The sequence below is a fragment of the Herbaspirillum sp. meg3 genome (genome assembly GCF_002257565.1).
GTDB lineage: Bacteria > Pseudomonadota > Gammaproteobacteria > Burkholderiales > Burkholderiaceae_D > Herbaspirillum.
On the sequence record NZ_CP022736.1, the window covers coordinates 417,538 to 442,332 of the forward strand.

Annotated in this window: 24 protein-coding genes; 10 read left to right on the plus strand and 14 right to left on the minus strand. The window is 52.8% G+C overall.

Annotation, left to right across the window (positions count from 1 at the left end; all coding sequences use genetic code 11):
* Window positions 1-21 precede the first annotated feature (21 nt).
* Entirely contained in the window at window positions 22-1,059 is a 1,038-nt protein-coding gene (locus hmeg3_RS01905) for an SDR family oxidoreductase (RefSeq protein ID WP_094562231.1), read from the minus strand.
* Between the two features lie 16 nt (window positions 1,060-1,075).
* Window positions 1,076-2,356 (minus strand): nucleotide sugar dehydrogenase, encoded by a 1,281-nt coding sequence (locus tag hmeg3_RS01910; protein ID WP_094562232.1) that lies wholly within the window; start codon window positions 2,354-2,356, stop codon window positions 1,076-1,078.
* A 426-nt stretch (window positions 2,357-2,782) separates the two neighbouring features.
* Here hmeg3_RS01910 and hmeg3_RS01915 point away from each other — a divergent pair, with 426 nt between their 5' ends.
* From hmeg3_RS01915 to hmeg3_RS01940, 6 genes are all read left to right on the plus strand, one after another.
* The gene (locus hmeg3_RS01915) at window positions 2,783-3,976 is read left to right on the plus strand and encodes a hypothetical protein (RefSeq protein WP_198361767.1); all 1,194 of its coding nucleotides are present in this window, start codon (window positions 2,783-2,785) and stop codon (window positions 3,974-3,976) included.
* 72 nt (window positions 3,977-4,048) lie between these two features.
* A complete protein-coding gene (locus hmeg3_RS01920; RefSeq protein ID WP_198361768.1) occupies window positions 4,049-5,176 on the plus strand; it encodes a DegT/DnrJ/EryC1/StrS aminotransferase family protein in 1,128 nt (375 codons plus the stop codon).
* A 21-nt stretch (window positions 5,177-5,197) separates the two neighbouring features.
* Window positions 5,198-6,214, plus strand: coding sequence for a hypothetical protein (locus tag hmeg3_RS01925; protein WP_094562233.1), 1,017 nt, complete (start codon window positions 5,198-5,200; stop codon window positions 6,212-6,214).
* Between the two features lie 54 nt (window positions 6,215-6,268).
* Window positions 6,269-8,287, plus strand: a complete 2,019-nt coding sequence (locus tag hmeg3_RS01930; protein ID WP_198361769.1) for a glycosyltransferase — start codon at window positions 6,269-6,271, stop codon at window positions 8,285-8,287.
* Window positions 8,288-8,356: 69 nt separating this feature from the next.
* On the plus strand, window positions 8,357-8,875 hold the full coding sequence (locus tag hmeg3_RS01935) for a methyltransferase domain-containing protein (RefSeq protein WP_094562235.1): 519 nt from the start codon (window positions 8,357-8,359) through the stop codon (window positions 8,873-8,875).
* Between the two features lie 36 nt (window positions 8,876-8,911).
* Window positions 8,912-9,430, plus strand: a complete 519-nt coding sequence (locus tag hmeg3_RS01940; RefSeq protein WP_094562236.1) for a hypothetical protein — start codon at window positions 8,912-8,914, stop codon at window positions 9,428-9,430.
* A gap of 407 nt (window positions 9,431-9,837) precedes the next feature.
* Here the strand turns inward: hmeg3_RS01940 and hmeg3_RS01950 are convergent, their stop codons facing one another.
* The 12 genes from hmeg3_RS01950 to hmeg3_RS02005 all read right to left on the minus strand — a co-directional run bounded on the left by hmeg3_RS01950 (window position 9,838) and on the right by hmeg3_RS02005 (window position 21,178).
* On the minus strand, window positions 9,838-10,617 hold the full coding sequence (locus tag hmeg3_RS01950; protein WP_198361770.1) for a glycosyltransferase family 2 protein: 780 nt from the start codon (window positions 10,615-10,617) through the stop codon (window positions 9,838-9,840).
* A 331-nt stretch (window positions 10,618-10,948) separates the two neighbouring features.
* Entirely contained in the window at window positions 10,949-11,677 is a 729-nt protein-coding gene (locus hmeg3_RS01955) for a glycosyltransferase family 25 protein (RefSeq protein ID WP_094562239.1), read from the minus strand.
* 315 nt (window positions 11,678-11,992) lie between these two features.
* Complete coding sequence (locus hmeg3_RS01960; RefSeq protein WP_094562240.1) at window positions 11,993-12,934, minus strand: hypothetical protein; 942 nt, start codon at window positions 12,932-12,934, stop codon at window positions 11,993-11,995.
* Window positions 12,935-12,947: 13 nt separating this feature from the next.
* Window positions 12,948-13,877, minus strand: coding sequence for a dTDP-4-dehydrorhamnose reductase (gene rfbD / locus hmeg3_RS01965; RefSeq protein WP_094562241.1), 930 nt, complete (start codon window positions 13,875-13,877; stop codon window positions 12,948-12,950).
* Window positions 13,874-14,419 (minus strand): dTDP-4-dehydrorhamnose 3,5-epimerase, encoded by a 546-nt coding sequence (rfbC, locus tag hmeg3_RS01970; RefSeq protein WP_094562242.1) that lies wholly within the window; start codon window positions 14,417-14,419, stop codon window positions 13,874-13,876. The genes rfbD and rfbC overlap by 4 nt, the downstream gene beginning before the upstream one ends.
* Before the next feature lie 8 nt (window positions 14,420-14,427).
* The gene (gene rfbA, locus hmeg3_RS01975; protein ID WP_094562243.1) at window positions 14,428-15,333 is read right to left on the minus strand and encodes a glucose-1-phosphate thymidylyltransferase RfbA; all 906 of its coding nucleotides are present in this window, start codon (window positions 15,331-15,333) and stop codon (window positions 14,428-14,430) included.
* Window positions 15,330-16,397, minus strand: coding sequence for a dTDP-glucose 4,6-dehydratase (gene rfbB, locus hmeg3_RS01980; protein WP_094562244.1), 1,068 nt, complete (start codon window positions 16,395-16,397; stop codon window positions 15,330-15,332). Before rfbB ends, rfbA begins: the two co-directional genes overlap by 4 nt.
* A 39-nt stretch (window positions 16,398-16,436) precedes the next feature.
* Window positions 16,437-17,447, minus strand: a complete 1,011-nt coding sequence (gene galE, locus hmeg3_RS01985) for a UDP-glucose 4-epimerase GalE (protein WP_094562245.1) — start codon at window positions 17,445-17,447, stop codon at window positions 16,437-16,439.
* 32 nt (window positions 17,448-17,479) lie between these two features.
* Complete coding sequence (rfbG, locus tag hmeg3_RS01990) at window positions 17,480-18,559, minus strand: CDP-glucose 4,6-dehydratase (RefSeq protein ID WP_094562246.1); 1,080 nt, start codon at window positions 18,557-18,559, stop codon at window positions 17,480-17,482.
* Window positions 18,560-18,935: 376 nt separating this feature from the next.
* Window positions 18,936-19,913 carry a tRNA 2-thiocytidine(32) synthetase TtcA gene (ttcA, locus tag hmeg3_RS01995; protein ID WP_094562247.1) on the minus strand — a complete coding sequence of 326 codons (978 nt, stop codon included), beginning with the start codon at window positions 19,911-19,913 and terminating at the stop codon, window positions 18,936-18,938.
* Between the two features lie 23 nt (window positions 19,914-19,936).
* Window positions 19,937-20,332, minus strand: a complete 396-nt coding sequence (locus hmeg3_RS02000; RefSeq protein ID WP_094562248.1) for a dihydroneopterin aldolase — start codon at window positions 20,330-20,332, stop codon at window positions 19,937-19,939.
* Between the two features lie 72 nt (window positions 20,333-20,404).
* Entirely contained in the window at window positions 20,405-21,178 is a 774-nt protein-coding gene (locus hmeg3_RS02005) for an SDR family oxidoreductase (RefSeq protein WP_094562249.1), read from the minus strand.
* Between the two features lie 182 nt (window positions 21,179-21,360).
* On the opposite strand from hmeg3_RS02005, the gene hmeg3_RS02010 reads away from it, so the two are divergent.
* From hmeg3_RS02010 to hmeg3_RS02025, 4 genes are read left to right on the plus strand one after another with little or no spacing between them, the layout of a single operon-like run.
* A complete protein-coding gene (locus hmeg3_RS02010) occupies window positions 21,361-22,506 on the plus strand; it encodes a class I SAM-dependent methyltransferase (protein ID WP_094562250.1) in 1,146 nt (381 codons plus the stop codon).
* 30 nt (window positions 22,507-22,536) lie between these two features.
* Window positions 22,537-22,731 (plus strand): DUF2905 domain-containing protein, encoded by a 195-nt coding sequence (locus hmeg3_RS02015; RefSeq protein ID WP_094562251.1) that lies wholly within the window; start codon window positions 22,537-22,539, stop codon window positions 22,729-22,731.
* 9 nt (window positions 22,732-22,740) lie between these two features.
* On the plus strand, window positions 22,741-23,397 hold the full coding sequence (locus tag hmeg3_RS02020) for a response regulator (RefSeq protein WP_094562252.1): 657 nt from the start codon (window positions 22,741-22,743) through the stop codon (window positions 23,395-23,397).
* 5 nt (window positions 23,398-23,402) lie between these two features.
* The gene (locus tag hmeg3_RS02025) at window positions 23,403-24,701 is read left to right on the plus strand and encodes a HAMP domain-containing sensor histidine kinase (protein ID WP_094562253.1); all 1,299 of its coding nucleotides are present in this window, start codon (window positions 23,403-23,405) and stop codon (window positions 24,699-24,701) included.
* Window positions 24,702-24,795 lie beyond the last annotated feature (94 nt).

A 24,795-nucleotide genomic window follows, 5' to 3' on the forward strand; every position in this document is an offset into this window, starting at 1 on the left:
TCACGCTGCGGATGGGTGCTGTTATTCCGGCTCCGTCTTGACGTGGGTCAGATACCATGTCAGAGCCAGCTTAAGCCCTTCGCGAATGCGGTGAGTTGGCTCATAGCCCAGCATGGCCCTGGCTTTTGTGATGTCGGCCTGGGAATTTCGTATATCTCCGGCGCGAAATGCCTTGTATTGAGGCTGGTGGTCGTGCAGGCGCGGGAATTTTTCCACCAGTAGTGATCTGATGATTTCATGCAGCTGATTCAGGCTGGTGCGATCATTGAGCGCCACATTATAGATCTGGTTGGCAGCGCTCTTGTCTGCATTCGCCGCTAACAGATTTGCCTGTACGACGTTGTCGATAAAGCAGAAATCCCGGGTGGTTTCGCCGTCGCCATTGATCACTAACGGTGTATCCTGGATCATGGCAGCAAACCATTGCGGGATCACGGCTGCATAGGCACCCTTGGGATCTTGACGTGGTCCGAATACATTGAAATAGCGTAGCCCGATGGTTTCCATGCCATAAGTGCGGCCGAACACGTCAGCATACAGTTCATTGACATATTTAGTCACGGCATAAGGGGAAAGTGGAGCGCCAATCACGGACTCTACTTTGGGTAAGGCAGGGTGATCGCCATAGGTGGAGCTCGATGCAGCGTAGACGAAGCGTTTGACGGCAGCGTCACGCGCGGCGACCAGCATGTTTAAAAATCCCGTAATGTTGTTCTCGTTGGTCAACACTGGATTTTCGATCGAACGCGACACAGAACCTAGTGCGGCGTGATGTAGTACGTAATCGACTCCTATGCAGGCAGCTTTGCAATCCTCGGGCTTGCGGATGTCACCTTCAATAAATCGAAAATTGCGCCATGCGGCAGGACCGACAGCTTCCTGTACTAGCGTCAGATTATGTCGATGACCGGTTGAGAAATTATCCAGCCCGACGACTTTCTGGCCAAGATTGAGCAGAGTTTCCAATAGATTGGAGCCGATGAAGCCTGCTGTCCCGGTAATCAACCAGCAAGATTGATGGTCTGCCAGATGTTGTTTGATTTCCTGATACGTTTTCATTTTTTTACTTGAAGGATCACAGGCGCCATACGGTATAACCTGCTTGTTGCAGCGCCACTTGGTCGAAGTTCGATTTCACGTCAATGAAACAGCCTTTGTTTTTTAGTTTGGACAGGAGTTCGGGCAAGGGTTTCGCCAGAAGCTCCTTATGCGACACCGCTGCGATAATCGCATCGGCTTGCGGCAGAGCATCCCAGGATTTGAGGCTGATACCATATTCGTGCTTGGCATCGGCGGGAGAGGCGACAGGATCGTAGACATGCACTTCGACGCCATACGATTCCAGTTCGGTAAGAATATCAACCACCTTCGAGTTTCGCAGATCCGGGCAATTTTCTTTGAACGTCAGACCCAGCACATTGACTTTCGCCCCCTTAATTGCAAAGCCGGCCGCGATCATTGATTTCACGGTTTTTTCTGCAACGAATTTTGCCATGCCATCATTAATACGGCGGCCTGCCAGAATGACTTGTGGATGATAGCCAATCATGTCGGCTTTGTGTGTCAGATAGTAAGGGTCGACGCCGATGCAATGGCCGCCGACCAGACCTGGCCGGAATGGCAGGAAATTCCATTTTGTACCGGCAGCTCGCAATACCTCCATTGTGTCGATGCCAAGCTTGTCGAAAATCAGCGCTAATTCATTCATCAGCGCGATATTCACATCGCGTTGAATGTTTTCGATGACCTTGGCGGCTTCGGCAACTTTGATACTGGATGCACGATAGATGCCGGCTGTGACGATTGATTCGTAGAGTGCTGCAATTTTGTCCAGTGTCTCCTGATCGTCCCCCGACACGACTTTGAGGATGGTGGTCAGCGTATGTTCTTTATCGCCAGGATTAATGCGCTCTGGCGAAAAGCCGACATGAAAATCCACCTTCCACTGCATTCCTGAGTACTTTTCCAGCACAGGGATACAAATTTCCTCGGTTGCTCCCGGGTACACTGTCGATTCGTAGATCACGATCGTGCCAGGTTTCATGTGTTTGCCGACTGTTTCACTCGCGCGCAGCAAGGCGCTAAAATCAGGATTGTGGGCGCTATCGACAGGTGTTGGTACCGCGACGACGATATAGTCCGCCGCTGACAGGGTGGTAGGGTCGGTGCTAACCGTCAACTGCGTGGCCGATTGCATCGTTTCAGTGGACAATTCGCCGGTCGGGTCGATATAGCGACGATAGCTTTCAATTTTGGCAGTTGAAAGGTCAAACCCTACGGTTTGACGTATTCTGCCGAACTCCACGGCAACCGGGAGCCCAACATAGCCCAGACCAACCACTGCAACAATGCTCATAGCTCATCCGATCAATTAATTAGTTGTGCAAGATTAAATAATCTTTGCCCAAGCATAAATCCATCATGTCTGAAAATATGGAAAAAACAGATGCTATTTGATGGGGTTAATCGCTGTATTGGCTCTTATAAGCTCAGCGTAGCATAAGCTCGGATCATGCTGGTTTGCCTGTGGAATTGCAAAACGACTCCGAATGAGTATTCGTTGTAACTGCCAAATTAAAACGCTGGAGGTGTTTTGACCTCGTATTCGAGGTTTAACACCGATTTTTTCGCTGTAAGATTGCCCGTCCACGCGAATAATCCCTTGTGTTGAAAACGGATGGGAAATAAAGCAACTAGGGCTATTGAAGCCACGTTGAGGCTCGGTCGTGCGATTTGCCTGACGCGGAATGCGTCATCGAAAATACTGATATGCGAGAAGGATATGGATTTTAACGAACGGGTTTCATCCCTGCTGCAAACACCTGCGACGCCGCTGACTTGGGACAGCATTCTGAAAGAATGCACGCGCCTCGAACAGAGTTATATTCATATCCGCTCCGAATTCCAGTGGGCGCTCGAATACAAGCGTTTCCAGGTGGAATCTGCGCGCGGCAACCGGTCTGCGGCTCTAATCGCATTGAAAGCCGCAATTGCGACCGCCCCCGGAAATGACGATGTTCTGAATGACTACAAGAATTACATCGGCCAAGGGGCAAATGTCGACAATATTGTCCTGATCGTCAGTTCCAAGAAGAATGAGGCGAAAGCGGTTGATCTGGCGCGCTCGTTCGACCGAAATAATATTCAGTATCTGATCGTAAGCGGGTTGGATACAGCCCCCATTCAGCAAGTTCGCGCACTGCAGGTCGACGCACCCGACAGCTATGAAGGCCGAAGCAGAAAAGTGGCGGCAGCATTGACCTGGATCTATGAAAACCTGGGCACCCGGGTCAATGTGCTGAAAGTTGAGGACAGTATGTCCTTGGTCAACGGCAGGAAATTGCTGGAGAACATGAAGGGTCTAGGCGCCAAAGCTGCTTATGTGGGTGTGCCCGTCTCGCCTGCTGAATTCGATCGCTGCGCGCATTGGGGGCAGTGTCAGGATCCAAAGCTTAATCGTAGTGTGTATGGCCGCCCCATATTGCGACCGTGGGCCGTCGGAGAGGCTTACTACCTGAGTGCTGCCGCCGTGGAAAAAATCGTCTTCTCGTTGATGCGCTTTCCAGGACAGTTCGACGGCGAATTTTATGAAGACAAATTGATCGGCGACGTATTGGTATTCGAAGGCGTCGATTTGACGCCGATCAAGGAGTTTGCAGACTTTGGTCTGAGCGACAAACCTTCCTTGGCGGCGCCCAATCAACTGACCGTTGCATCGGGCAAGAAGGAGGCTGCTGCGAGTAATTCGCTGGCTTCGTTGGCGAGCCGACCGGTTTCCGCCAAGCCAAACCCGTTAATCGCTGCATCGAGCAAGAAGGCTGCTGCGGCTGGTAATCCGCTGGCGGCCTTGTCGAGCCAACCAGTTCTCATCAAACCAAATCCCTTGACCGCCGCGTCAAGCAAGTCGGGACTCGCCGCCGACCATCCGTTAGCTGGTTTGTCCAGCCCGGGCTGGACATTGATCACACCCAGATAAGTTGCGCTGTCATTTGAAAATATTGCGCAATTCTTCTGATCATCATTTCATTGCCGCTGAAAGAGGTTTCTTGTGACACAAAAAAACGTGCAGCTCTTCGTGCCGTCGTTTGATGTTGATGCCTGTCTCGCAGAAATTCGTATTTGTCTCGAAAAGGGATGGACCGGTATCGGCTTCAAGACGGTTGAATTCGAACAGAAGTTTTCCGATTTTATTAGTCAGCCTTACTGTCACTTTCTGAATTCGAATACCAATGGCATTCATCTGCTGCTGGAATTATTAAAGAAAACCAGAAACTGGCGGGATGGCGACGAGGTAATTTCTACAGCGATGACGTTTGTGTCGACGAATCATTCGATCTTGCACGCTGGATTGGAGCCGGTATTCGCTGACGTCGACGAGTCCCTATGCGTTACCGCAGCCGAAGTGGAGAAAAAAATTACTGCCAGGACCCGCGCTGTGATTTTTGTGGCGATCGGTGGCAATGTCGGCGAAATGATCAAAATTGCAGCGTTGTGCAAGGTGCGCGGAATATCGCTTATTCTGGATGCCGCACACAGCGCCGGATCGCGTCTGAACGGCAAGGATTTGTCGGCTTATGCGGACTACTCGGTCTTTTCGTTCCAGGCGGTCAAGAATTTGCCGACTGCCGACTCAGGTCTGATCACCGTGCAAACCGAGGCCGAAAATCAGCTGGTGCGACAACTGAGTTGGTGCGGCATCAACAAGGATACCTACTCGCGCTCGCAGGATGGGTATAAATGGCTCTATTCGGTGGACGACGTCGGCTACAAATACAATGGCAATTCGATCATGGCGGCGATCGCGATTGTGCAGCTGCAATCGCTGGATGCGGGTAACGCCCGCCGCCGCGAGTTGGCGGCCATGTATGCCGACAAGTTGGCCGGCGTCGGCAGTCTGCGTTTCATCGCGCATGCCAACGGCGAGGAAAGCAGTCGTCATCTGATCCAGTTTATCCTCGAAGAACGCAACGAGTTAATCGAGTATCTGGACAAGAATGGCGTCGGAACCGGCGTGCATTACCGCTCCAATACGAGCTATCCGATGTATGCAAAAAACCAGACGCCGAATGCTGATCGGCTCAGTGACAAGATCATTTCTCTGCCTTGCCATCTGAAAATGGAAGACGGCGACGTGGACTATGTTGTTGAACGCATCAAATCCTTCTATCAACACTGATCACAACCACTAAAGTACGCCATGGCTGTTTTCAATACTGCATCGGGCCGACCCAATATCGCGTTGGTTCCGGCTGCGACCATCAACTCGGCCAGCTCGCGTCTGCGGTGTTTCGGCCTGGGCCGCGAATTAGCCGGCATGGGCTATCGTGTGACGGTCGGCATTGACCCTGATAATCCGCCGCATGTATTGTTGGTGCAAAAAATCATCAATGCTGATGCGCTTCTGATGGCGCAATGGGTGCATGGTAACGGCGGCGTGGTGGTCTACGACATCGACGATTATGGCCCGGAAGCGCTTGGCAGTCTGAAGGCCGATGAAGCGACCTTCAGTCAGTTCATGCAATTGGTGTCCATCGTGATAGTGGATACAGAAACCCGGCACGGCGTGTTTCTCAAGGAGCCAGGTTTTACCCATATTCAGGAGCATTGGGTCATTCCCGATCCCATTGATTATATTGAATCCAGCAACCGCGAAACGCCCAAGGCAGCCCGGCAGCCCGGCGAGAAGCTGCGCGCGTGCTGGTTTGGCAACGCGCCCAATATCGTGCCAGCGATTCCTTACCTTCAGGAGATCGCGGCGTCGGAAGAGGTTCGCGACGTGAGCGTCATGCTGAATGCCGACTATGTTGACTATTTTCACCAGAACTTTCCGCAATTCAATACAAGCGCGTGGAAGCTCGAAACCTTTCCGTCACTGTTCAGCGCAACCGATTTCTGCGTATTGATTCATGCCACCACGTTCGAAGGTGTGCAAAAGAGCAATAACAAGATGCTCGCCGCGCTAGCGTTGGGCGTGGTGCCATTTGTCAGTCGCACGCCGGCCTACGAGGCGACTGCCTTGCAGATGGGGATTCCGGAACTGATCGTCGATAGTCCGAAGGATGTGCTGGACCGCATCAAGCCGGGCATATTCGACGGTATCGTGAAAAAAATGTACTCCACACATTGCAGCCGCGAGTTAGAGCAATATTTTCCTGTCGTATCCGCGCGAATGTTTTCGGAGAAAATCCAAGTATATCTGGAACAACGCGGATAGTCGCCGCCGACTGTTGTCTTTTCCTCCTCGATGCCCCAAATACCTACTCCCGCCATGCCAAAAAAAATCCTCATTGTCTGCAGTCACTTCTGGCCGTCCATGGGGGGGGTCGAATCGCGGATGGGCCAGTTTAGTACCTCACTTGTCAATTCAGGTTACGCGGTCACGGTGTTGACCCAGCATATTCCTCATCGCAGCTCCAACGACTTTCACGGCGTGCTGATCAATGGCGTCGACGTCAATCAGTTTCCTGCCGCCATTCGCGACGCCGTAGCCTCTGGCGAATTCGATACCTGCATTCTGGTACAGGATCCGCTGGGTGTGATTATCTGGAGCATCGAAGACATGACACCGCCATCGAATACGCGAGTGTTGATTCAACCGATCATCAACGAAGATGGCTATTCGCGCTGGAAGGATCGTCCGGAATTTCGCAGTCGTTTAAAAACCATTCTAAAAGCGGCTGACGCCACGTTGGTCATGACGAAGAGCGGGCCAGATACCCGCTTTATGCGCAGCGAAGGCATCGACTATACCTATCTGCCGAATGCCACGACGCAGGTCGAGCCTGCAGGTGATTTCAGGGCCCAGTACGGTATTCCGCGGGAAAAATTCCTAGTGCTGCATGTCGCCAATCTTTACTGGGTCAAAAATCATATCGGCTTGATCGATGCCTTACCCGATATACCTGTCGACTGGCAACTGGTCATGGTCGGCAATGTCAGCGGAGAAAACGATTGCGGTAATGCGGTTATGGCCAAATTGGCCGGCCGTCCCGAAATCCGATTCATACCGGGCCTGTCACGCGAATGGGTGGCGGCTGCCATGCAGGGTGCCGATGTGGTCGTGCTGGCCTCCAAGGGGGAGGGCTCGCCGATTACCATTCTTGAGGCGATGTCGCATGGCAAACCCTGGCTCGCGACACCGGAATGCGGCGCCGCCAACGATCATGTCGGCGGCGTCATTTGCGAACTGAAAGATTTCAAGGCACATCTGCAAGTGCTGGCTGACGATCCGGCTTTGTGCCACTCCCTAGGGGAAATAAGCTACGGTCACTGGAAGCAATGTTATTCGTGGCCGGTGGCAATAGCTGGCTGGATCGATTTGATCGAGCATGGCCGCTCGTCACACTCGTTCGAACCGGATCAAGCCTTGCGCGATAGGATGGATGATGCGCGTCGCAAAATTGCAGCGGCACTCGTGAAGGATGCCAGCTCTACCGGCCGCAGATCCATCGAATCGCAGACTATCGCGCCGGTCGTCGGAGCTGGAGAGAAGCAACTTGAGCGAAATACGAAGCCATTATTTTCTATCATTGTCACGACGCATTGCCGGCCTGCGTTGTTGGCGCGCGCACTTTTGTCGCTATTAACACAAACTTTTACAGATTTCGAAATCGTGCTCGTGAGCGACGAAGGTAGCTTCGAAACTAAAACCGTGGCGAACAGCTATTTGCGGCAAGAGGATATCTTTCTCGTCTTGCCGAACGCAAAGGGCCCGTCGGAAACGCGCAATGCTGGCATCTATCACGCGAAGGGGCAGTTTGTCATGTTTCTGGACGACGATGACACCTATCATCCCGAATATCTGCAGGTGCTTGTTGCGAACGAAGGTTTCAAGATTGATGCAGTCAATTACGTCAACTATACGTTGCTCACCGAGACCCGCGAAGGCGGATCGGCAGAGACAGTCTCCGCCGAGGACATCGAGGTCGGCGGCAAGGATATACGGAGTTTGTTGATCGATAATTTCATTCCTGGGAATGCATTCGTTTTCGCGACTGCGATGGCCAAATCGGTTCTGTTTGATCCACAGTTGAACAGTCATGAAAGTTGGGACTATATGATCGCGCTGCTGTTCAAATATGAATTCAATTTCATTGACACGTATGGCCCCATCGTCCACGAGAGCTTGCGTGAAAGCCGGAACAACGACGCCAAGAAGAGTGGGGCGACTGCACTCGACTATTTATCGATTTATCGCAAATGGCGGCATGCTGATCAAGAGGTCATGGCGGCGCGACAAGCGATGCTGCAATCGCAGGGCCTGGATATTCCGTCTGGGCTACTGTGATTTGAGTTGAAAATGTGAAGTTCGTATTTGAAATCGTTGGGCGTTTTTAAACTGATTTGGGGGTAGTGCGTGATTAAATTGAATCTTGGATCGGGCGGCGCGCCGCTACAAGGGTATGTCAACGTCGATGTCGCTCCCGAGCGCATTGGGGTTACTCCCGACATCATTTGTGACATCACAAATCTCTCAGTATTTGAAGATAATTTCGCTGATGAGATTTTGTCCGTGCACGTAATCGAACATTTCTGGCGTTGGGATGTGGTCGACATCCTGAAGGAGTGGGTGCGCGTACTGAAGCCGGGCGGACGCCTGATTCTGGAATGTCCGAATCTGATATCGGCCTGCGAAGCAGTGCTAGCCAATCCGGACGTCGCTTCGGGGCCGGGGCCTGAGGGGCAGCGTTCGATGTGGTGTCTTTACGGCGACCCAGTTCACAAGGATCCGTTGATGTGCCACCGTTGGCTGTATACACCTTTATCACTGGGCCAGGTCATGCTGGAAGCCGGTCTGATCGATCTGAAGCGTGAGCCGGCGCAATACAAGATGAAAGAACCTAGAGATATGCGTATTACCGGAGTCAAACCATAGCGTCTCGGTAGACGCAACCTTAAGGAGCTTGCAAATATGCATGACAGCGCCAGACGTGCTATAGCGCGGTTTTATAATGACCCTCAATACAAAGCCTATGTCGACAGCTGCCAAGTCGCGGATATGGGATCTTTGAACATCAATGGCGCGACGCGCGATATCGTGCCACATTGCGTTGGGTTCGATATTGTGGAGGGACCAGGGGTGGACGTCGTTCTAAAGCCCGGGATCATTCCACCGGAACATCAGAAAAAATATGGGATGGTCTTTAGCATAAACTCGTTTGTATTTTGTCCTTATCCTGACGTTTACAAAAAGCAGATTACCGACTTGCTGGCCAATGATGGGCTGCTGTTCCTGACTGCTTGCTCAGAAAAATGCACGCAAAAACACTCGACTTCGAATAATGAATACGACTATGAAGACACTTTCCGTGTGACATCGAAAGAGCTTGAAGAATTTTTCAGTGTTGAATTCGACATTCTCGAGCTCAACGAGCTCCGTTATGAGCATTCTGATAGTGTGTTGATCGGTAGGCTCAAGCGCCGAGTCTGATGACTGTATTGGAAGAGGCGGGCAGGTGGGGCACCAGTGAAGCTTGGCGTGTTCTGTCCACCTTTAACGGTAACGGTTTCCAGCTGAAACAGATGCGGCTGCTCCGCATAAGTAACGACGCCATCCCAGAGGGCACTCATTCGCACCATCTTTTTCATAGGGTCGCCTTCCGAAATGGATGACGCGGTACGCCGTTGCCTCAGTATGGCTTTGGCGGCATCGATCTGCTTACAATCGAAAATGCAGTATCGATCGGTTCATAGCCGTGTTGTTGGCGGTGGGGGCGTTGCAAATCGGTAGTCGCGATACAGGCAATTCTTCTGAAAAAATCACCTGATGCAATGAGATGGCCGAGATAGATGCTGCAAGTCTTGGTCGGCATGAGCTTGTTCAGCTTGGGATGAAGCTCACAATAATTCTTGCGGTAGATCCAGGCCGAAGCTCTTGAGCATCTCTTTTCGTTTGGCTTTTACTTCCGGATCGTCGATCGGCCATTTTCGGTAAATCGACAGATAATCCAGAGTCCGGGAGCCGCTCGATGTGTTGTTCCGGCTCGGGCCTTCATTGTTGTGCACAACAGGGCCGGCAATGTTCAGGAAGTTGAATTCATACTGCAGCACCAGGGAGAGTAGGTAATCCCAATCCTCGTGGCTATTCAGATTGACATCGAACCGGTGATGCTTGGCTATGGACGATGACATCACTATCGCGTTGTTCGGAATGAAATTGGAGACCAATAAGGAGCCGATTTCCGTTGTGCCTGTGTTGACTTCCGTCGATGACAGAAGCTCGACGCCTTCTGGATGCTGGCGTTCACGAACCTTCGTGTAATTTGTATAATTGATGGCATTGCCGACGAACACATTGCTGTCGGCTATATTTTGCAAAAAGTCGCTCTGGTAGCTATCGTCGTCGTCTAGGAAGAGGATATAACGTCCCGTCGCGTGATGAACTCCGGCATTGCGAGTTTCAGCGGGGCCTTTGGTATGCGGGAGTACGAGGAAAATATCGCTTTCCCGCAAGTTTCTGGCCGCGGCCTCCTTGGTTTCGATTCCACCTTCGTCGGTTGCGAGAACGATTTCAAAGTCGGTGAATGTTTGCGTCAATAATGAGTTCAGCGCACGCTCCAGAATCTGGGGTCTGCGATGAGTTGTCACCACGATAGAAAACAACGGGGGCATTTTCATGTCAATCCTTTACCGTTGCTGATGGCAAAAATACGCAACGTCTACCAATTTTTATCGAGTTGAGAGGCGCATCCCGCATGTCCTGAAAAACGCCCCACTTTTTCGACGCATATAAGCAGTATCTTAATTCGGGGAAAGATATGGTAAAGCGGCAATAACAGATTGAATCTGCTATTTATTCTTCTTTTGGGATATAAAGCTGAAAATTGGCTTAGGTTTCTTCCGGAACACGTCGTCGGCAAGCAGTAACGTCTCGCCGTCGCAACCGAGGCTCCATGCGCGAATTGTCATATTTTTTAATCTGCGAAAAATACGGCAAACTCAAAAAATATTATTTATTGGTCTGTACGCTGGACGTATCGTGTTCGTTTTTTGTAATCACCAGAGGTGGAAAGCACGCGAATGAATTTGTTGAAGAATAAAATCTATTCATCGCTATATCGATGCCGTTATTCGGAAGCTCTCTATTCAGCCCGGGGAAATACAAAAGAAAATGTTGTAACGGAAAACATCCTTTGATGAATTTCTCTGCCCCTTTGGGGCTGATGCTATAAGCCGGAGTGCCAAAACATTTATCAAGGGGCAACAGGTTCGGTCGCTGAGTTGCTATCTGAAATTCGTATGTCCTATTTCTTAGTTGATTTTGATCAAAAAAGATGACGGCAGGAGATACCTCGGGCATGGAATTCAAAGACAGGATTGAATCAAAATTCCAGCCCCACATTACAATGTCCCAATCATCCGGAAGATTACTCAACAGCTGTTGCTGCATTGACTGAAAATCGTGTCGGAATATTGCATCATCTTCCGCGACCGTCATGATTTCATTGTTATCTATCGCATCAAACCAGATCGCCAAATGGGAAAGTGCGCATCCATAAGCTCCCTTGGTATAGTTCAGATTGCTTGCAAAGAGACTCGGATCGTTCAATACCTCCGCCGCTATTGAGGTTCCTCTGACGGCATTGATAAACTCGTAATCAAGATGACTATTTTTTTCCAGAAAACTCGCTCTTCGAGCAAGTGCGTCATCTAAACTGATAACACGAACGGGGACCATTGTTAAAGTTACCCTTCTCAATATTCAAAATTGTTTTGATGAAGAATCTGGCGGATCAGCAAAAGCCATTCCTGTTGACGGCATGGATTCCTTGCGTCAAAAAAGTGTATCAATGAAATCAAGATAGACAAGCTCGGAGGATCCTGTTTTTTTGACTTCATTTGATTGATTTAAAGACATCTTTGAGAATGACAATGATTTCTGCGCGAGGGCGGCAACTTTGCCTCTCTCTCCGCACTCGACGAGACTGAGTTACTGGGTCGTCTTCCCAATCAGTAAGTCAGCTATTGCGCGAGGGCTGCGCCACTAAAAATCTTAGCCAATGGCATTAAGAAAAATATGCGCATTATTCTGAGGGCTATATGTCATTTGAAGATCATTCGAGATGGCTGCAATATCGAACGTGTTATGGTCTCTTTCAGCATCCACGTTACGCAATAACTCTACCAGATCGTGACCATTGGCAAACATAAGAGATTCCAGATTGTAGTGGCGCATGATCTCCTCATAATGTTTGGTTTTGGACACCAGAGGAACCATGCCTCGTACCAAACTGGTAATCAATTTGTTGGGAGATTTGGCATATGAATTGATATGCCCGTCAAACACAAAGTGGCTCAACAATGTATGGCTATAGTTCCGGGTCACTTCATAAAAAGTGTTTTCGTGAAATGGAATGTGTGGAATGCCTTCCGTAACATTGGATGAGGTGATAAAACCGAATTGGCTCCTGGGTATTCTGCTGCGATCCACTGCCTTATTGAAAATGTACTTGAATGCCTTGTCGAATGACTCCGGATATCCAAACCAGCATATCTGGTTTGTTCTTTGCACTGGTAATTCACTTGTTCCTTGAGGCAATGCGATAGAGTCAACGGACTCTGGTACGACAATCACATCAACCCAGACTGCGGATTGCAATATTTCCTTGTGCAGTAAAGTCGGCATCACGAACAGGTCGGCAATTTCGGCGATGGCGACATATCGATCCAGATTGTAGATATCTGAGCCAAGGCAAATGATCTTGCAGCCCATTTGCCGTTTTATTTCCTGTGCGTTTAACAGCGCGTCGGTGTCGTCGTAACTAACAAGCAAATATTTCGGTTGCTCAATAGTGATGGCCGCACCCGGTGCGTAGATTAATTTTTCTGCGGACTGGTTTAAATCCTTCAGCCCAGAGACCAATGGATCTGATTGGACGCGGGCAAGCGCATTTCCGCTGCCATAGGACCTGATGAGTAAAAAATCATTTTGCATATTCAATGGATGGTTAGAATTTGTAATTTTCTGCTTGCTTGAACTTCGGTAATTCTGCAAGGCATTGATCGACAGTGTCGTGCCATAGTGGCAAAGTGATGTTGAATGTTTGTCGTATCTTGTGGGTGTCCAGCCTGGAATTCGAAGGTCGTCTGGCTGCCGCGGGATAGTCGGCAGTAGCGATCGCGGAAATTGCGTCGGGGGCCAGTTTGATCGGGAAGCCGAGAAGCGCCAACTGGCTTACGATATGCTGCGCGTAGCCGTGCCATGACACTTCTCCATTGGCAGTCAGGTGATAGCTGCCGGTGTTTGTTCGCATATAGGTAGCGAACGACATATTTTCTGGACGTTGTTGTAAACACTGCCGCAATGCCTGACTAATGGTTTTAGTCCAAGTTGGCGCACCGATTTGGTCAGCAACAACATTCAGGCTCTGACGTTCTTGCGCGAGTCGAACTATCGTTTTCAGGAAGTTGTTGCCATGCGCACCGTACACCCAACCGATTCGAAAAATCCAGTACGCGTCGGAATGACTCGCGATAGCCTGCTCCCCTTGAAACTTGGTCTTCCCATAGATATTCAAGGGACAGGCTTGATCAAGTTCAATGTAGGGAGACATCTTCAGGCCATCGAAGATGTAGTCGGTCGAAAAGTGAACGAATCCGGCGTCCAAAGCTTGAGCTTCCTGTGCCAATATCCTCGGCGCGTCAGTATTGATTTGAGTCGCCACTGAGACGTCAATTTCGGCTTGATCGACTGCAGTATATGCAGCTGGATTAATAATCAGATCAGGACGAATCGCGCGTACAACACTGCGTATCTGATCTGGTTGCCTCAGATCCATTTCTGCACGTGATAGGCAAATGACTTGACCGAGAGACTGCAGATCCCCTGCAAGAATATGGCCAAGCTGACCTGTCTGTCCGGTGAGCAGTATTTTCAATCGAATACCTCCGACTGGCTCAGGAGCTTGCCTTCTCGGTCTTTTGCAGACATCTGCGGCACCTCGGAAATCCTCCAGTCGATGCCAATTGCAGGATCATTCCATAAAATGCAACGCTCATGCTCCGGTGCCCAGTAATCAGTAGTCTTGTATAGAAACTCTGCATAGTCGCTTAACACCAGGAAGCCATGTGCGAAACCGGCAGGGATCCACATCTGGTGCTTGTTGTCGGCTGAAAGAATAGTACTGGTCCATTGTCCGAATGTCGGCGAGCTCCTGCGGACATCGACGGCAACGTCGAGCACTTCGCCTGTAGTTACACGCACCAATTTACCTTGCGGATGTTGAATTTGATAATGCAAACCGCGCAGCACATTGCGCGCTGAGCGTGAATGATTATCTTGGACGAAGTTGGCGGTAATGCCGGTCAATTCGGCAAAGTGGCGAGCATTGAAACTCTCGAAGAAAAAACCGCGCGCATCGCCGAATACAGTTGGCTCGACAACCATTACTTCGGGAAGATTCGTGGCAATAATGTTCATGTCGTGTCTTAGTAATTCATGTCGGTGAGCAAACGCAACAAGTATTGGCCGTAGGCGTTCTTTTTCAATGGCGCCGCCAGTTTTTCCAATTGCGCGGCGTCGATATAGCCACGGCGATACGCTATTTCTTCCGGGCAGGCGACTTTCAGGCCCTGGCGTTTTTCGATGGTGGCGATGAACTGGCTTGCTTCCAGAAGCGAATCGTGGGTACCAGTGTCCAGCCAGGCGATTCCACGGCCCATTAATTCGACTTGAAGCTGGTTGCGTTCCAGATAGGAGCGATTGACGTCGGTGATTTCCAGTTCGCCGCGTGCGGAAGGCTGAATGCTGTCAGCAATATCGCAAACCTGGTTGTCGTAGAAATACAGGCCGGTTACCGCATAGTTCGACTTTGGCTGAGCAGGCTTTTCGACAATGCCGACAGCTCTCCGTTGATGGTCAAACTCGACTACTCCATAGCGTTCCGGATCGTTGACGTGATAGGCGAACACTGTTGCTCCATCGGGGGCTGCAGCCGCCGCCCGCAACTGATTTTCAAAATCACGGCCGTAAAAAATGTTATCGCCTAGAATCAGCGCTGAAGGCGCATTGTCGATAAAGTTGCGACCAATGATGAACGCTTGCGCCAGCCCGTCCGGTGATGGTTGTACTGCGTAGCTGAGGTTGAGTCCCCACTGGGATCCGTCACCGAGCAATTCGGTAAATCGCGGCGTGTCCTGTGGTGTTGAGATGATCAGGATGTCGCGAATACCTGCCAGCATCAGACTGGTCAGCGGGTAATACACCATCGGCTTGTCATAGATCGGCATGAGTTGCTTCGACATGACCGTCGTTGCAGGATACAGGCGTGTGCCGGATCCGCCAGCCAGGATGATGCCTTTGCGCTCCGGCGTCATCCGATTATCGATGCTCATTCTTCCTCCGTGGTGCCGTAGTGCAGCTCCAGCCATTTCAGATAACCGCCGGTACGGATGTTGGCGACCCAATGCGGGTGATCGAGATACCAGCGTACAGTTTGGGCGATACCGGTTTCAAAGGTCTCCGCGGGTTTCCATCCGAGTTCACGCTCCAGCTTGCGGGCATCAATGGCATAGCGGCGATCATGCCCCGGACGATCTTGCACGAAGGTGATCTGGTCGCGATAGCTACCGGTTGCTTTTGGTTTTTGCTGATCGAGAATGTCGCACAGCGTGTACACCACGTCGAGGTTGGTTTTTTCGTTCCAGCCGCCGATGTTATACGTTTCGCCGACCCTGCCGCGTGCCAGTACCTGGCGTATCGCAGCGCAATGATCGCTGACGAATAGCCAGTCACGGATTTGCTGACCATCGCCATAGATGGGCAGTGACTTGCCGTCAAGTGCGTTGAGGATGACCAATGGGATCAACTTCTCAGGGAAGTGATACGGGCCGTAATTGTTGGAGCAATTGGTGGTCAGCGTCGGCAGACCGTAGGTGTGATGATAAGCGCGCACCAGATGGTCCGACGCAGCCTTGGAAGCGGAATAAGGGCTGTTCGGTGCGTAAGGCGTAGTTTCACTGAAGGGAGGATCGTTTGGCCCAAGGGTGCCATAGACTTCATCGGTCGACACGTGCAGGAAGCGGAATGCCGTTTTTCTTTTTGGCTCCAGACCCGACCAATAAGCACGCGCAGCCTCCAGCAGACTGAAGGTGCCGTTGACGTTCGTGTGAATGAATTCGCCGGGACTGTGAATGGAGCGATCAACGTGACTTTCGGCGGCGAAGTGGATGATCGCGCGCGGTTGGTGTTGTTCAAACAGCTGCGCGATTTTTTCGCGATCGGCAATATCGGCCTGTACGAAGTGGTAGCGTTCGTCGCCGTCGAGGCTGGTCAGATTGTACGGGTTGCCGGCGTAAGTCAGCTTGTCGATATTGAGGACGTGCTCATCCTGGCTCGCCAGGAAGTCCAGAATGAAATTGCTGCCGATGAAACCGGCGCCGCCTGTGACAAATATCATTGCTTGTTCCGTCTGTTGTTTCGTCTGTTTCAGTTTGCGTCAGATGCGAAAACCGTTGGGGTTGCCGCTCTGCCAGCGCCAGCTGTCCTCGCACATGGTATCCAGGGAGCGCGTGGCTTCCCAGCGCAGTGCCGTCTTCGCCAGCGTGACATCTGCGTAGCAAGAGGCGATATCTCCAGGGCGGCGAGCCGCGATCGCGAAAGGCAGGGCTTTGCCGCAGGCCTTTTCAAAGGCCTTCACGACATCGAGCACGCTGTAGCCTTTGCCGGTACCAAGATTGACAGCAAAGCACTGCGGTTCTTTAAGATATTCCAGCGCGTTGAGATGGCCTGTCGCCAGATCGACCACGTGGATAAAGTCACGCACGCCAGTGCCGTCCGGCGTATCGTAGTCACCACCCCAGATATTAAGTTTGTCGCGCTTGCCGATGGCGACCTGCGCGACGAACGGCATCAGATTGTTGGGCATGCCTTGGGGATCTTCGCCGATGAGACCGCTTTCATGCGCACCCACTGGATTGAAGTAACGCAGCAGCGCAATGCGCCAGTCAGGGTGAGCGAGATGGAAATCGCGCAGCATGTCTTCAATCATGATCTTGCTGCGACCATAGGGATTGCTGGCCGAGAGCGGATGAGATTCTGTCAGCGGCAGGTATTGCGGGTCGCCGTAGACGGTCGCCGATGAGCTGAACACGAGCGTTTTTACGCCGGTGGCTTGCATCGCCTCCAGCAAACGCACGGTGCCGACGACGTTGTTGTCGTAGTACTCCAGTGGTTTTTCAACCGACTCACCAACAGCCTTCAATCCTGCAAAATGGATAACAGCTTCGCATTGATGTTGACGCAGCGCTTGCTCAAGCGCTGCGCGATCGCGGATGTCGCCGTCTATTAGCGTCAGGGATTTTCCCGTAATTTTTTCGACGCGCCGGGAGGATTCCGGAAAGCTGTTGCAAAAATTGTCGAAAACCACGACCTGGTGCCCGGCGTTGAGTAACTCCACGCAAGTATGTGAGCCAATATAACCTGCACCGCCTGTGACGAGAATATTCATCTTGATTCCGACCTGATTGATATAGCCCGGAATTATGTCAGATTCTGGTAGAACTCAATCTGGCTTTCGCTCAGGGAACGCATGTCTTCGTTGTTGATATAGCCGCTATACCACTGCGCCGTCAGTTCCAGGGCGGTGTACAGCTCCATTTTTGGAATCCAGTCCAGACGCTGGCGCGCCTTGGAAATATCCAGACGCAGGAACGCTGCTTCGTGGGGCGCATTGGCCTGGCTTTCGAGTCGCACCTCGACTGGCGAGACCTCATTCTTTTGCAACGAATGATTGAACGTCGCGCACAACTGGCTGACCGTCTGCAAGTCGGTATCGGCAGGGCCGAAGTTCCAGCCTTCGGCGAACTGCTGTCCGGATTCGAACAGGCGCTGGGCCACGCACAGGTAGCCCGACAGCGGTTCCAAGACGAATTGCCATGGTCGGATCGCATGCGGATTGCGGATGCTGACGGCTTCTTCTTTTTCCAGTGCGCGGATAAAGTCGGGGATCAGACGGTCGGCGGCAAAATCACCACCGCCGATCACGTTACCCGCACGTACGCTGGCGATGGCCGCTTGCGAGTCTTTGCCGTGCTGAAAATAGGAACGGCGATACGCCGACGTCACCAGTTCTGCGGCGCCTTTGCTGCTGCTGTAAGGGTCATGACCACCCATCGGGTCATCTTCACGATAGCCCCACAGCCATTCACGGTTTTCGTAGCATTTGTCACTGGTCACCACGACGACTGAGCGTACGCTCGGTGTCTGGCGCACGGCTTCGAGCACATGCGCGGTGCCCATGACGTTGATGGCGAAGGTGTCGATCGGCGAATTGTAGGAATCGCGCACCAGCGGTTGCGCCGCCAGGTGAAAAACGATATCCGGCTGGACTGCCGCCATCGTTTCGCTCAGGTGTTTCAGGTCGCGCACGTCACCGGTCGTGGTTTGCACGCAATTCTGGATGCGAGCCAGATGGAACAGGCTCGGATTGGTCGGGGCCGGTAAGGAATAGCCATAGACCTTGGCGCCCCAACGGTGCAGCCATAGTGTCAGCCAGCTACCCTTGAAGCCGGTATGACCGGTAATGAAGACGCGCTTGTCGCGCCAGAATTGTGCTGCCATCAAACTTCCTCATGCACGAAATAAGCAGTGTCGGGCATGTGCAGAGGTGTGGATGCTATCCATCACGGCGGAGGAAGATCTGATCATCATGCTTCCTTTTCTGAGGTTGTACCCTCAGCCCCCTGCGGCTGTCGCGACTGTCTTGATTTGATTGATATCGTCGTTCGAACGCGTATTTCAGAAAAATTACGTGAATTACGTATCCGACGAGCAAATTAAATCATGATGCTCAGTCGCTTCAAGCGATGATCAGGAGGGTATTTGGCATCTAATCCGTACGACTATCGGCTTTGTAAATTTTATTTACATGTACCGCAGGAAAAAAAGCACGCAGGCTGAGCCCGCGTGGATTTGCGAGCCGCTCTCGCACTCAGCGTCAATCCGCCGGGTGGAGCGAGATAACATTCTGCGCAGTAGGGTTGCTCGTAGCACAAGGGTCTTCGTCGAACGCAATATCGCCATCCGCATCGGCGACGCCGGTTGCTTTCAAATTGGCAAAATCAAACAGATTCCTGTCCATCAGATGCGATGGCGCCACGGTCGACAGCGAAGCAAAAATATTATCGACGCGGCCTGGATATTTCTTTTCCCATTCACGCATCAAGCCCTTGATCTGCTTGCGTTGCAGGTTTTCCTGGCTGCCGCACAGGTCACAAGGAATGATCGGAAATTCCTTTACCTCAGCATAGCGTGTGAGGTCGGCTTCTTTCACGTACGCCAGAGGACGGATGACGATCTGTTTGCCGTCGTCGGACTGCAACTTGGGTGGCATGCCTTTGAGTTTGCCGCCGAAGAACATGTTCAGGAAAAAGGTTTCCAGAATGTCGTCGCGATGATGCCCTAGGGCAATTTTTGTCGCACCCAGTTCTGTTGCAACGCGGTAGAGAATGCCGCGGCGCAGACGCGAACATAGCGCACAGGTTGTCTTGCCTTCCGGCACTACGCGTTTGACGATGCTGTAGGTATCCTGATTTTCGATGTGATAGGCCACGCCCAGTTTTTCCAGATAGGCAGGCAATACATCGGCAGGGAAATTCGGCTGCTTCTGATCCAGGTTGACGGCAATGATGTCGAAATGGATCGGCGCACGCTCGCGCAGGGTCAGCAAGATGTCGAGCAGGGCGTAGCTGTCTTTGCCGCCGGAGAGGCAAACCATGACTTTGTCGCCATCTTCGATCATGTTGTAATCACCGATGGCTTGTCCGGTCAAACGGCACAGGCGTTTGTGCAGCTTGTTGTTTTCGTAGGCGATTTTCTCTGCCTGTTTGACCGACGTCAACGCAACCGCCTGTGGTGCGTCGGGGGCGGCCGAAGTGTCTTCAGTGAGTTTTGCGTGTTCGAGCAGATCGTTCATCTTGGGGCCTGCAAATAAGGTAATTAGATTGCTTCTTTAATGCGGAAAACTTCTACACCGACCGAGTCGCAGTCCGGATAGACATCGGGTTTCTCCGTGGAAACTCGTACGGCACGCACCTTCGGATGCGCCAACATCGACTTGATGACGTCGTCGCACAGGGTTTCCTGCAAATGAATATGGCCTTGGGCCATGCGTTTGGCGATCGTGCTGCGGATGAAGTCGTAATCAACGACTTCGTTCAACTGGTCATGCTCAGGGGTCGACATTGCCAACGGAATGAAGAGGTCGACATTCACCAGGATGCGTTGTTCGCCCTTCTTTTCGAACTCGTGCACGCCGATGTTGATCAGCACTTCATAGTTGCGCAGGAATAGGCGGCGGCAATCGTTTAGAGCTGGATGATAGAGAGAGAACATAGTTTCCGAAAAGAAAAATAGGAACCGGTTTGCCGGTTCATCAAAAATAAGAAGGTGGCTTAGCGGGTCGGGCTATTTCGCCAGGAACATGACGTCGCGTTGCAGCGGGATCAGATGTTGCCCGCCATCCACCAGAATCGTTGTGCCGGTAATAGCCGGCGATGCAGCAACAAAACAGACCGTCGCGGCGACATCTTCCGGCGTACTGCTTTTACCCAGCGGCGTGACGCGATGGGCCTTCTCGAACTCCGCCGCACTTTGGTCGCCCGACACCATGGTGATACCGGGCGCTACGCCAACCACGCGAACACGCGGCGCAAGCGCTTGCGCCAGCAACGTGGTCGCGCTCTGGAGCGCCGCCTTGGACAAGGTGTACGACAGGAAGTCGGGATTGGGATTGTACAGCTTCTGGTCCAGCAGGTTGACCACGACGGCTTGCCGGTCGGCAGGTGTTGCCTCATACAAGGCCTGTGCCAGCAATACCGGCGCGGCGACGTTGGCGCGCATGTGCAGATCCAGCGACGCCATCGTGAAGCTGTCGGCCTGGTCATTGCGGAACAGCGACGCGTTGTTCACCACGCAGGCCACCGGGCCCAGTTGTGCAGCCTGAGCGATCAGCGAGCGTACGCCGGCTTCATCCGCCAGTTCGCATTGCAGTGCGACGGCACGGCGGCCCAGGGCGGTGATCTCATCGACGACTGCCAGCGCTTCATCGCGCGACTGGCCGTAATGCACGGCGATATCCCAGCCATCGCGCGCCAGCGCGAGCGCGATCACGCGGCCGATGCGCTTGGCGGCTCCGGTGACGAGTGCTACTTGTTGGCGTGAGGGAGTCATGGCATTCATCTCATCCTCAACAGAAGGTTGCGGGGCAACCCGGCAGGCCAATCCGTTGGCAAATTGTTTAGTAAATTAAAGCGAAGGTGGCCGCACAGACCGATGGCAGGCAAATGACAGCGCCGGCAACTCGCCGGCAATTCACCGGCAAGTGAGCAAGGCCGCTGCGTATTTCAAATACAATACGGCCCATGCAACTGCAATTACCTGAACCCTCTGCCGACGCGCTTGCCGCTTCCCGTTCTCTCCAGCATCTGATCGCCGACGAAATCCGGCGCAGCGATGGCTGGATTTCGTTTGCTCGCTACATGGAGCTGGTGTTGTATGCGCCTGGGCTGGGTTATTACAGCGGTGGCGCGACAAAATTGGGCAAAGAGGGAGATTTTACAACCGCGCCGGAAATTTCGCCGCTTTTCGGCGCAACTTTGGCGCATTTGGCGACAGAATTGTTCGATCAGACCGATGCCGCCATCATGGAGTTCGGCGCGGGTACCGGCAAACTTGCCCTGGACATACTGACCGAGCTGCGTAACGCCGGTCGTTTGCCGACACATTATTTCATCGTCGAGATCTCGACGCAGTTGCGGGCACGGCAACAGGAAACGCTGCGCGATTTCCCGCAGGTTCGCTGGCTCGACAGTTTGCCGGCAGTGTTTTCGGGCGTGGTGATCGGCAACGAAGTACTGGACGCGATGCCGGTGCAACTGGTGATTCGCGGCGAACATCACTGGCTGGAGCGCGGCGTCACGCAGGATACTTCCGGCTCCTTTACCTACGCGGACCGTCCTTGCGACGAGGCACTGGTGACACAGATTCCGGATGCCGAAGTATTGCCAGTGGGTTATCTGACGGAGGTGCATCCGGTTGCGGTCGGGTTCATGCAATCGCTGGGCGCAATGTTGCAAGACGGAAAAGGCGCCGCAATGCTGTTCGACTACGGTTTCCCGGCGCACGAATATTATCTGCACGAGCGTGGTCAAGGCACGCTGATGTGCCATTACCGCCATCACGCCCATCCAGATCCATTTTATTTGCCGGGTTTGCAGGACGTCACCGCGCACGTTGATTTCACCGCGATGGCAAAGGCCGCCATCGACGGTGGTCTGGATGTGTTCGGCTACACCAGCCAGGCAGCATTCCTGCTCGGTGCCGGTATTGGCGATCTGCTGCTGCGTACCTCGCCGGAACAAAGCCGGGCTTATCTGCCGCAATCGAATGCTGTGCAAAAACTGATTTCTCCGGCCGAGATGGGCGAGTTGTTCAAGGTGCTGGCGGTAGGAAAAAACATCGACTGGCCGGAGCGTCTGTACGCACACGACCGTACTCATCGTCTATAAACACAACAAGCACAATAAAAGAGTCCTCACATGATTCGTTGGGTCGTCGTCATTTTTCTCGCCGTAATTATTTTTTCCAGCCTGCTGCCATGGCTGGAAAAACTTGGCATCGGGCGCCTTCCAGGCGATCTGCGCTTTAAGTTGTTCGGGCGTGTCTTCTCGCTGCCGTTTGCATCGACCATCCTGATTTCGCTGGTGGTGTTTTTGCTGGCGCGTTTCCTCTAGGAAAACAACATGCGCATCCTGCTGGTCGAAGACGATCTGATGGTAGGTGAGGCGGTGCGCAAAGGCTTGCGCCAAGACGGTTTTGCCATCGACTGGGTGCAAGACGGCAAGGCTGCAGAACTGGCACTTGGGCAAGAAGAATATGCGCTGGTTCTGTTGGATCTCGGGCTGCCGCAAAAGAACGGCCTGGCGGTGTTGCAGACTTTGCGCGCCGATGGCAACACCATCCCCGTCCTGATCACCACTGCGCGTGACGCCGTGGCTGATCGTGTTGCAGGCCTGGATGCCGGCGCCGACGACTATCTGATCAAACCTTACGATCTCGAAGAACTTTCTGCGCGCATGCGTGCCTTACTGCGCAGGCAGTCGGGCCGCGCCGACAGCCTCATTCAGGTGCGCGAAGTGACGCTGAATACATCCACGCATGAAGTGTTTCTGCTCGGTCAGCCGGTGAATCTGTCAGCCCGCGAATTCGCATTGCTGCGTGCTTTTCTGGATCGTCCGGGCGTCGTCTTGTCACGCGCGCAACTGGAAGAAAAACTGTACGGCTGGGAAGACAGCATCGACAGCAACGCCGTTGAAGTGCACATCCACGCCTTGCGCAAAAAGCTCGGCAGCGACTTCATCAAAAACGTGCGCGGCATTGGCTATCTGGTTCCTAAATAAATTCAATGAATTCGATACGACGACAACTTTTGCTGTGGCTGGCGCTGGGTTTGAGTGGCGGCATTCTGCTGGCCGGCATCGCGCTCTACTTCCAGGCGCGCGATGAGGCCAACGACATCTTCGATTACCAGATGCGCCAGATTGCCGCCTCGTTGCCGCGTCAGGCTTTCGCGCCGATTGCCCCTGGACAGAATTTGCCCGGGCTGGACGATGAAATCATGATGCAGATTTGGGATAGCACCGGTACTGTCATCTATCACTCGCACTCGCGCAGCGTCATGCCGCAACAGGCGGAGCTCGGCTTTATCGATGTGCCGGGGCCGGGCGGCATGTGGCGCGTCTACAGTGCGCAGATCGGCAGCACTGTGGTGCAGGTGTCGCAACCGCAAAGCGCACGCAAGGAAGTTGCGGCGCAGATGGCGGTGAAGACGGTGATGCCTTTGCTGTTGCTGTTTCCTTTTCTTGGTGCGCTGATCTGGGTGGCGGTCGGACATGGCCTGGCGCCGGTGCGGCGCGCGGCGGCCGATGTCCAGCTGCGCGATATGAATACGCTGACGCCGATTGCCGACCAAAGCCTGCCGCAGGAAATCCGTCCTCTCACGCAGGCATTCAACGATTTGCTTGATCGTCTGCAGCAGGCCATGCAGGCGCAGCGTGCTTTCGTTGCCGACGCTGCGCATGAGTTGCGCACGCCATTGACGGCCCTGCGTTTGCAGGCACAACTTGCTGAACGCGCCGACAACGACGAAGAGCGTCGCGCCGCTTTCGCCGATCTGAAAAACGGTCTGGAGCGTGCCACGCATCTGGTACATCAATTGCTGACCTTGGCGCGCCAGGAGCCGGGTGTGCAGGCGCATGCACCGGTTGATCTGGCGGCGTTGCTGCGCAGCGTGGTGTTGGATTTGTCGCCATTGGCGGAACACAAGAACGTCGATCTTGGCATTACAGAAGAAGCCGCCGGAAGCGTTTCCGGCAATGCCGACGCGTTGCGCATTTTGTTCAGCAATCTGCTGTCGAACGCCGTGCAATACAGCCCGTCCGGCGGTACTGTCGATGTCGGCATGCAGGTGCAGGGCGACAAGTTGATGGTCACCATTCAGGACAGCGGGCCGGGAATTCCGGAGAAGGATCTGGCGCGTGTCTTCGATCGTTTTTATCGCGCCGACAATGTGCAGTCGACTGTTCTCGGCAGCGGCCTCGGACTCGCCATCGTCAGGCAGATTGCTGATTTACATGATGCGACCGTGTCGCTGCACAATACGGGCAAGGGATTGCAGGTGCAAGTGGCTTTGCAACGCTGCTGAGCTCTCTTGTAACAGTTTGTTTCCTTAAGTCTGTCTTAATTTTCGCGATTTACGCTGCATTCCATCGGGTGAAAGGTCACCCATTCTGCAAGGA

Excerpts from the sequence above, each read along its gene's own strand:
- hmeg3_RS01905 (WP_094562231.1), bottom strand. The coding sequence starts at position 1,059 with ATGAAAACGTATCAGGAAATCAAACAACATCTGGCAGACCATCAATCT.
- hmeg3_RS01910 (WP_094562232.1), bottom strand. The coding sequence starts at position 2,356 with ATGAGCATTGTTGCAGTGGTTGGTCTGGGCTATGTTGGGCTCCCGGTT.
- hmeg3_RS01915 (WP_198361767.1), top strand. The coding sequence starts at position 2,783 with ATGGATTTTAACGAACGGGTTTCATCCCTGCTGCAAACACCTGCGACG.
- hmeg3_RS01925 (WP_094562233.1), top strand. The coding sequence starts at position 5,198 with ATGGCTGTTTTCAATACTGCATCGGGCCGACCCAATATCGCGTTGGTT.
- hmeg3_RS01930 (WP_198361769.1), top strand. The coding sequence starts at position 6,269 with ATGCCAAAAAAAATCCTCATTGTCTGCAGTCACTTCTGGCCGTCCATG.
- hmeg3_RS01940 (WP_094562236.1), top strand. The coding sequence starts at position 8,912 with ATGCATGACAGCGCCAGACGTGCTATAGCGCGGTTTTATAATGACCCT.
- hmeg3_RS01950 (WP_198361770.1), bottom strand. The coding sequence starts at position 10,617 with ATGAAAATGCCCCCGTTGTTTTCTATCGTGGTGACAACTCATCGCAGA.
- hmeg3_RS01955 (WP_094562239.1), bottom strand. The coding sequence starts at position 11,677 with ATGGTCCCCGTTCGTGTTATCAGTTTAGATGACGCACTTGCTCGAAGA.
- hmeg3_RS01960 (WP_094562240.1), bottom strand. The coding sequence starts at position 12,934 with ATGCAAAATGATTTTTTACTCATCAGGTCCTATGGCAGCGGAAATGCG.
- rfbC (WP_094562242.1), bottom strand. The coding sequence starts at position 14,419 with ATGAACATTATTGCCACGAATCTTCCCGAAGTAATGGTTGTCGAGCCA.
- rfbA (WP_094562243.1), bottom strand. The coding sequence starts at position 15,333 with ATGAGCATCGATAATCGGATGACGCCGGAGCGCAAAGGCATCATCCTG.
- rfbB (WP_094562244.1), bottom strand. The coding sequence starts at position 16,397 with ATGATATTTGTCACAGGCGGCGCCGGTTTCATCGGCAGCAATTTCATT.
- galE (WP_094562245.1), bottom strand. The coding sequence starts at position 17,447 with ATGAATATTCTCGTCACAGGCGGTGCAGGTTATATTGGCTCACATACT.
- rfbG (WP_094562246.1), bottom strand. The coding sequence starts at position 18,559 with ATGGCAGCACAATTCTGGCGCGACAAGCGCGTCTTCATTACCGGTCAT.
- ttcA (WP_094562247.1), bottom strand. The coding sequence starts at position 19,913 with ATGAACGATCTGCTCGAACACGCAAAACTCACTGAAGACACTTCGGCC.
- hmeg3_RS02000 (WP_094562248.1), bottom strand. The coding sequence starts at position 20,332 with ATGTTCTCTCTCTATCATCCAGCTCTAAACGATTGCCGCCGCCTATTC.
- hmeg3_RS02005 (WP_094562249.1), bottom strand. The coding sequence starts at position 21,178 with ATGAATGCCATGACTCCCTCACGCCAACAAGTAGCACTCGTCACCGGA.
- hmeg3_RS02010 (WP_094562250.1), top strand. The coding sequence starts at position 21,361 with ATGCAACTGCAATTACCTGAACCCTCTGCCGACGCGCTTGCCGCTTCC.
- hmeg3_RS02015 (WP_094562251.1), top strand. The coding sequence starts at position 22,537 with ATGATTCGTTGGGTCGTCGTCATTTTTCTCGCCGTAATTATTTTTTCC.
- hmeg3_RS02020 (WP_094562252.1), top strand. The coding sequence starts at position 22,741 with ATGCGCATCCTGCTGGTCGAAGACGATCTGATGGTAGGTGAGGCGGTG.
- hmeg3_RS02025 (WP_094562253.1), top strand. The coding sequence starts at position 23,403 with ATGAATTCGATACGACGACAACTTTTGCTGTGGCTGGCGCTGGGTTTG.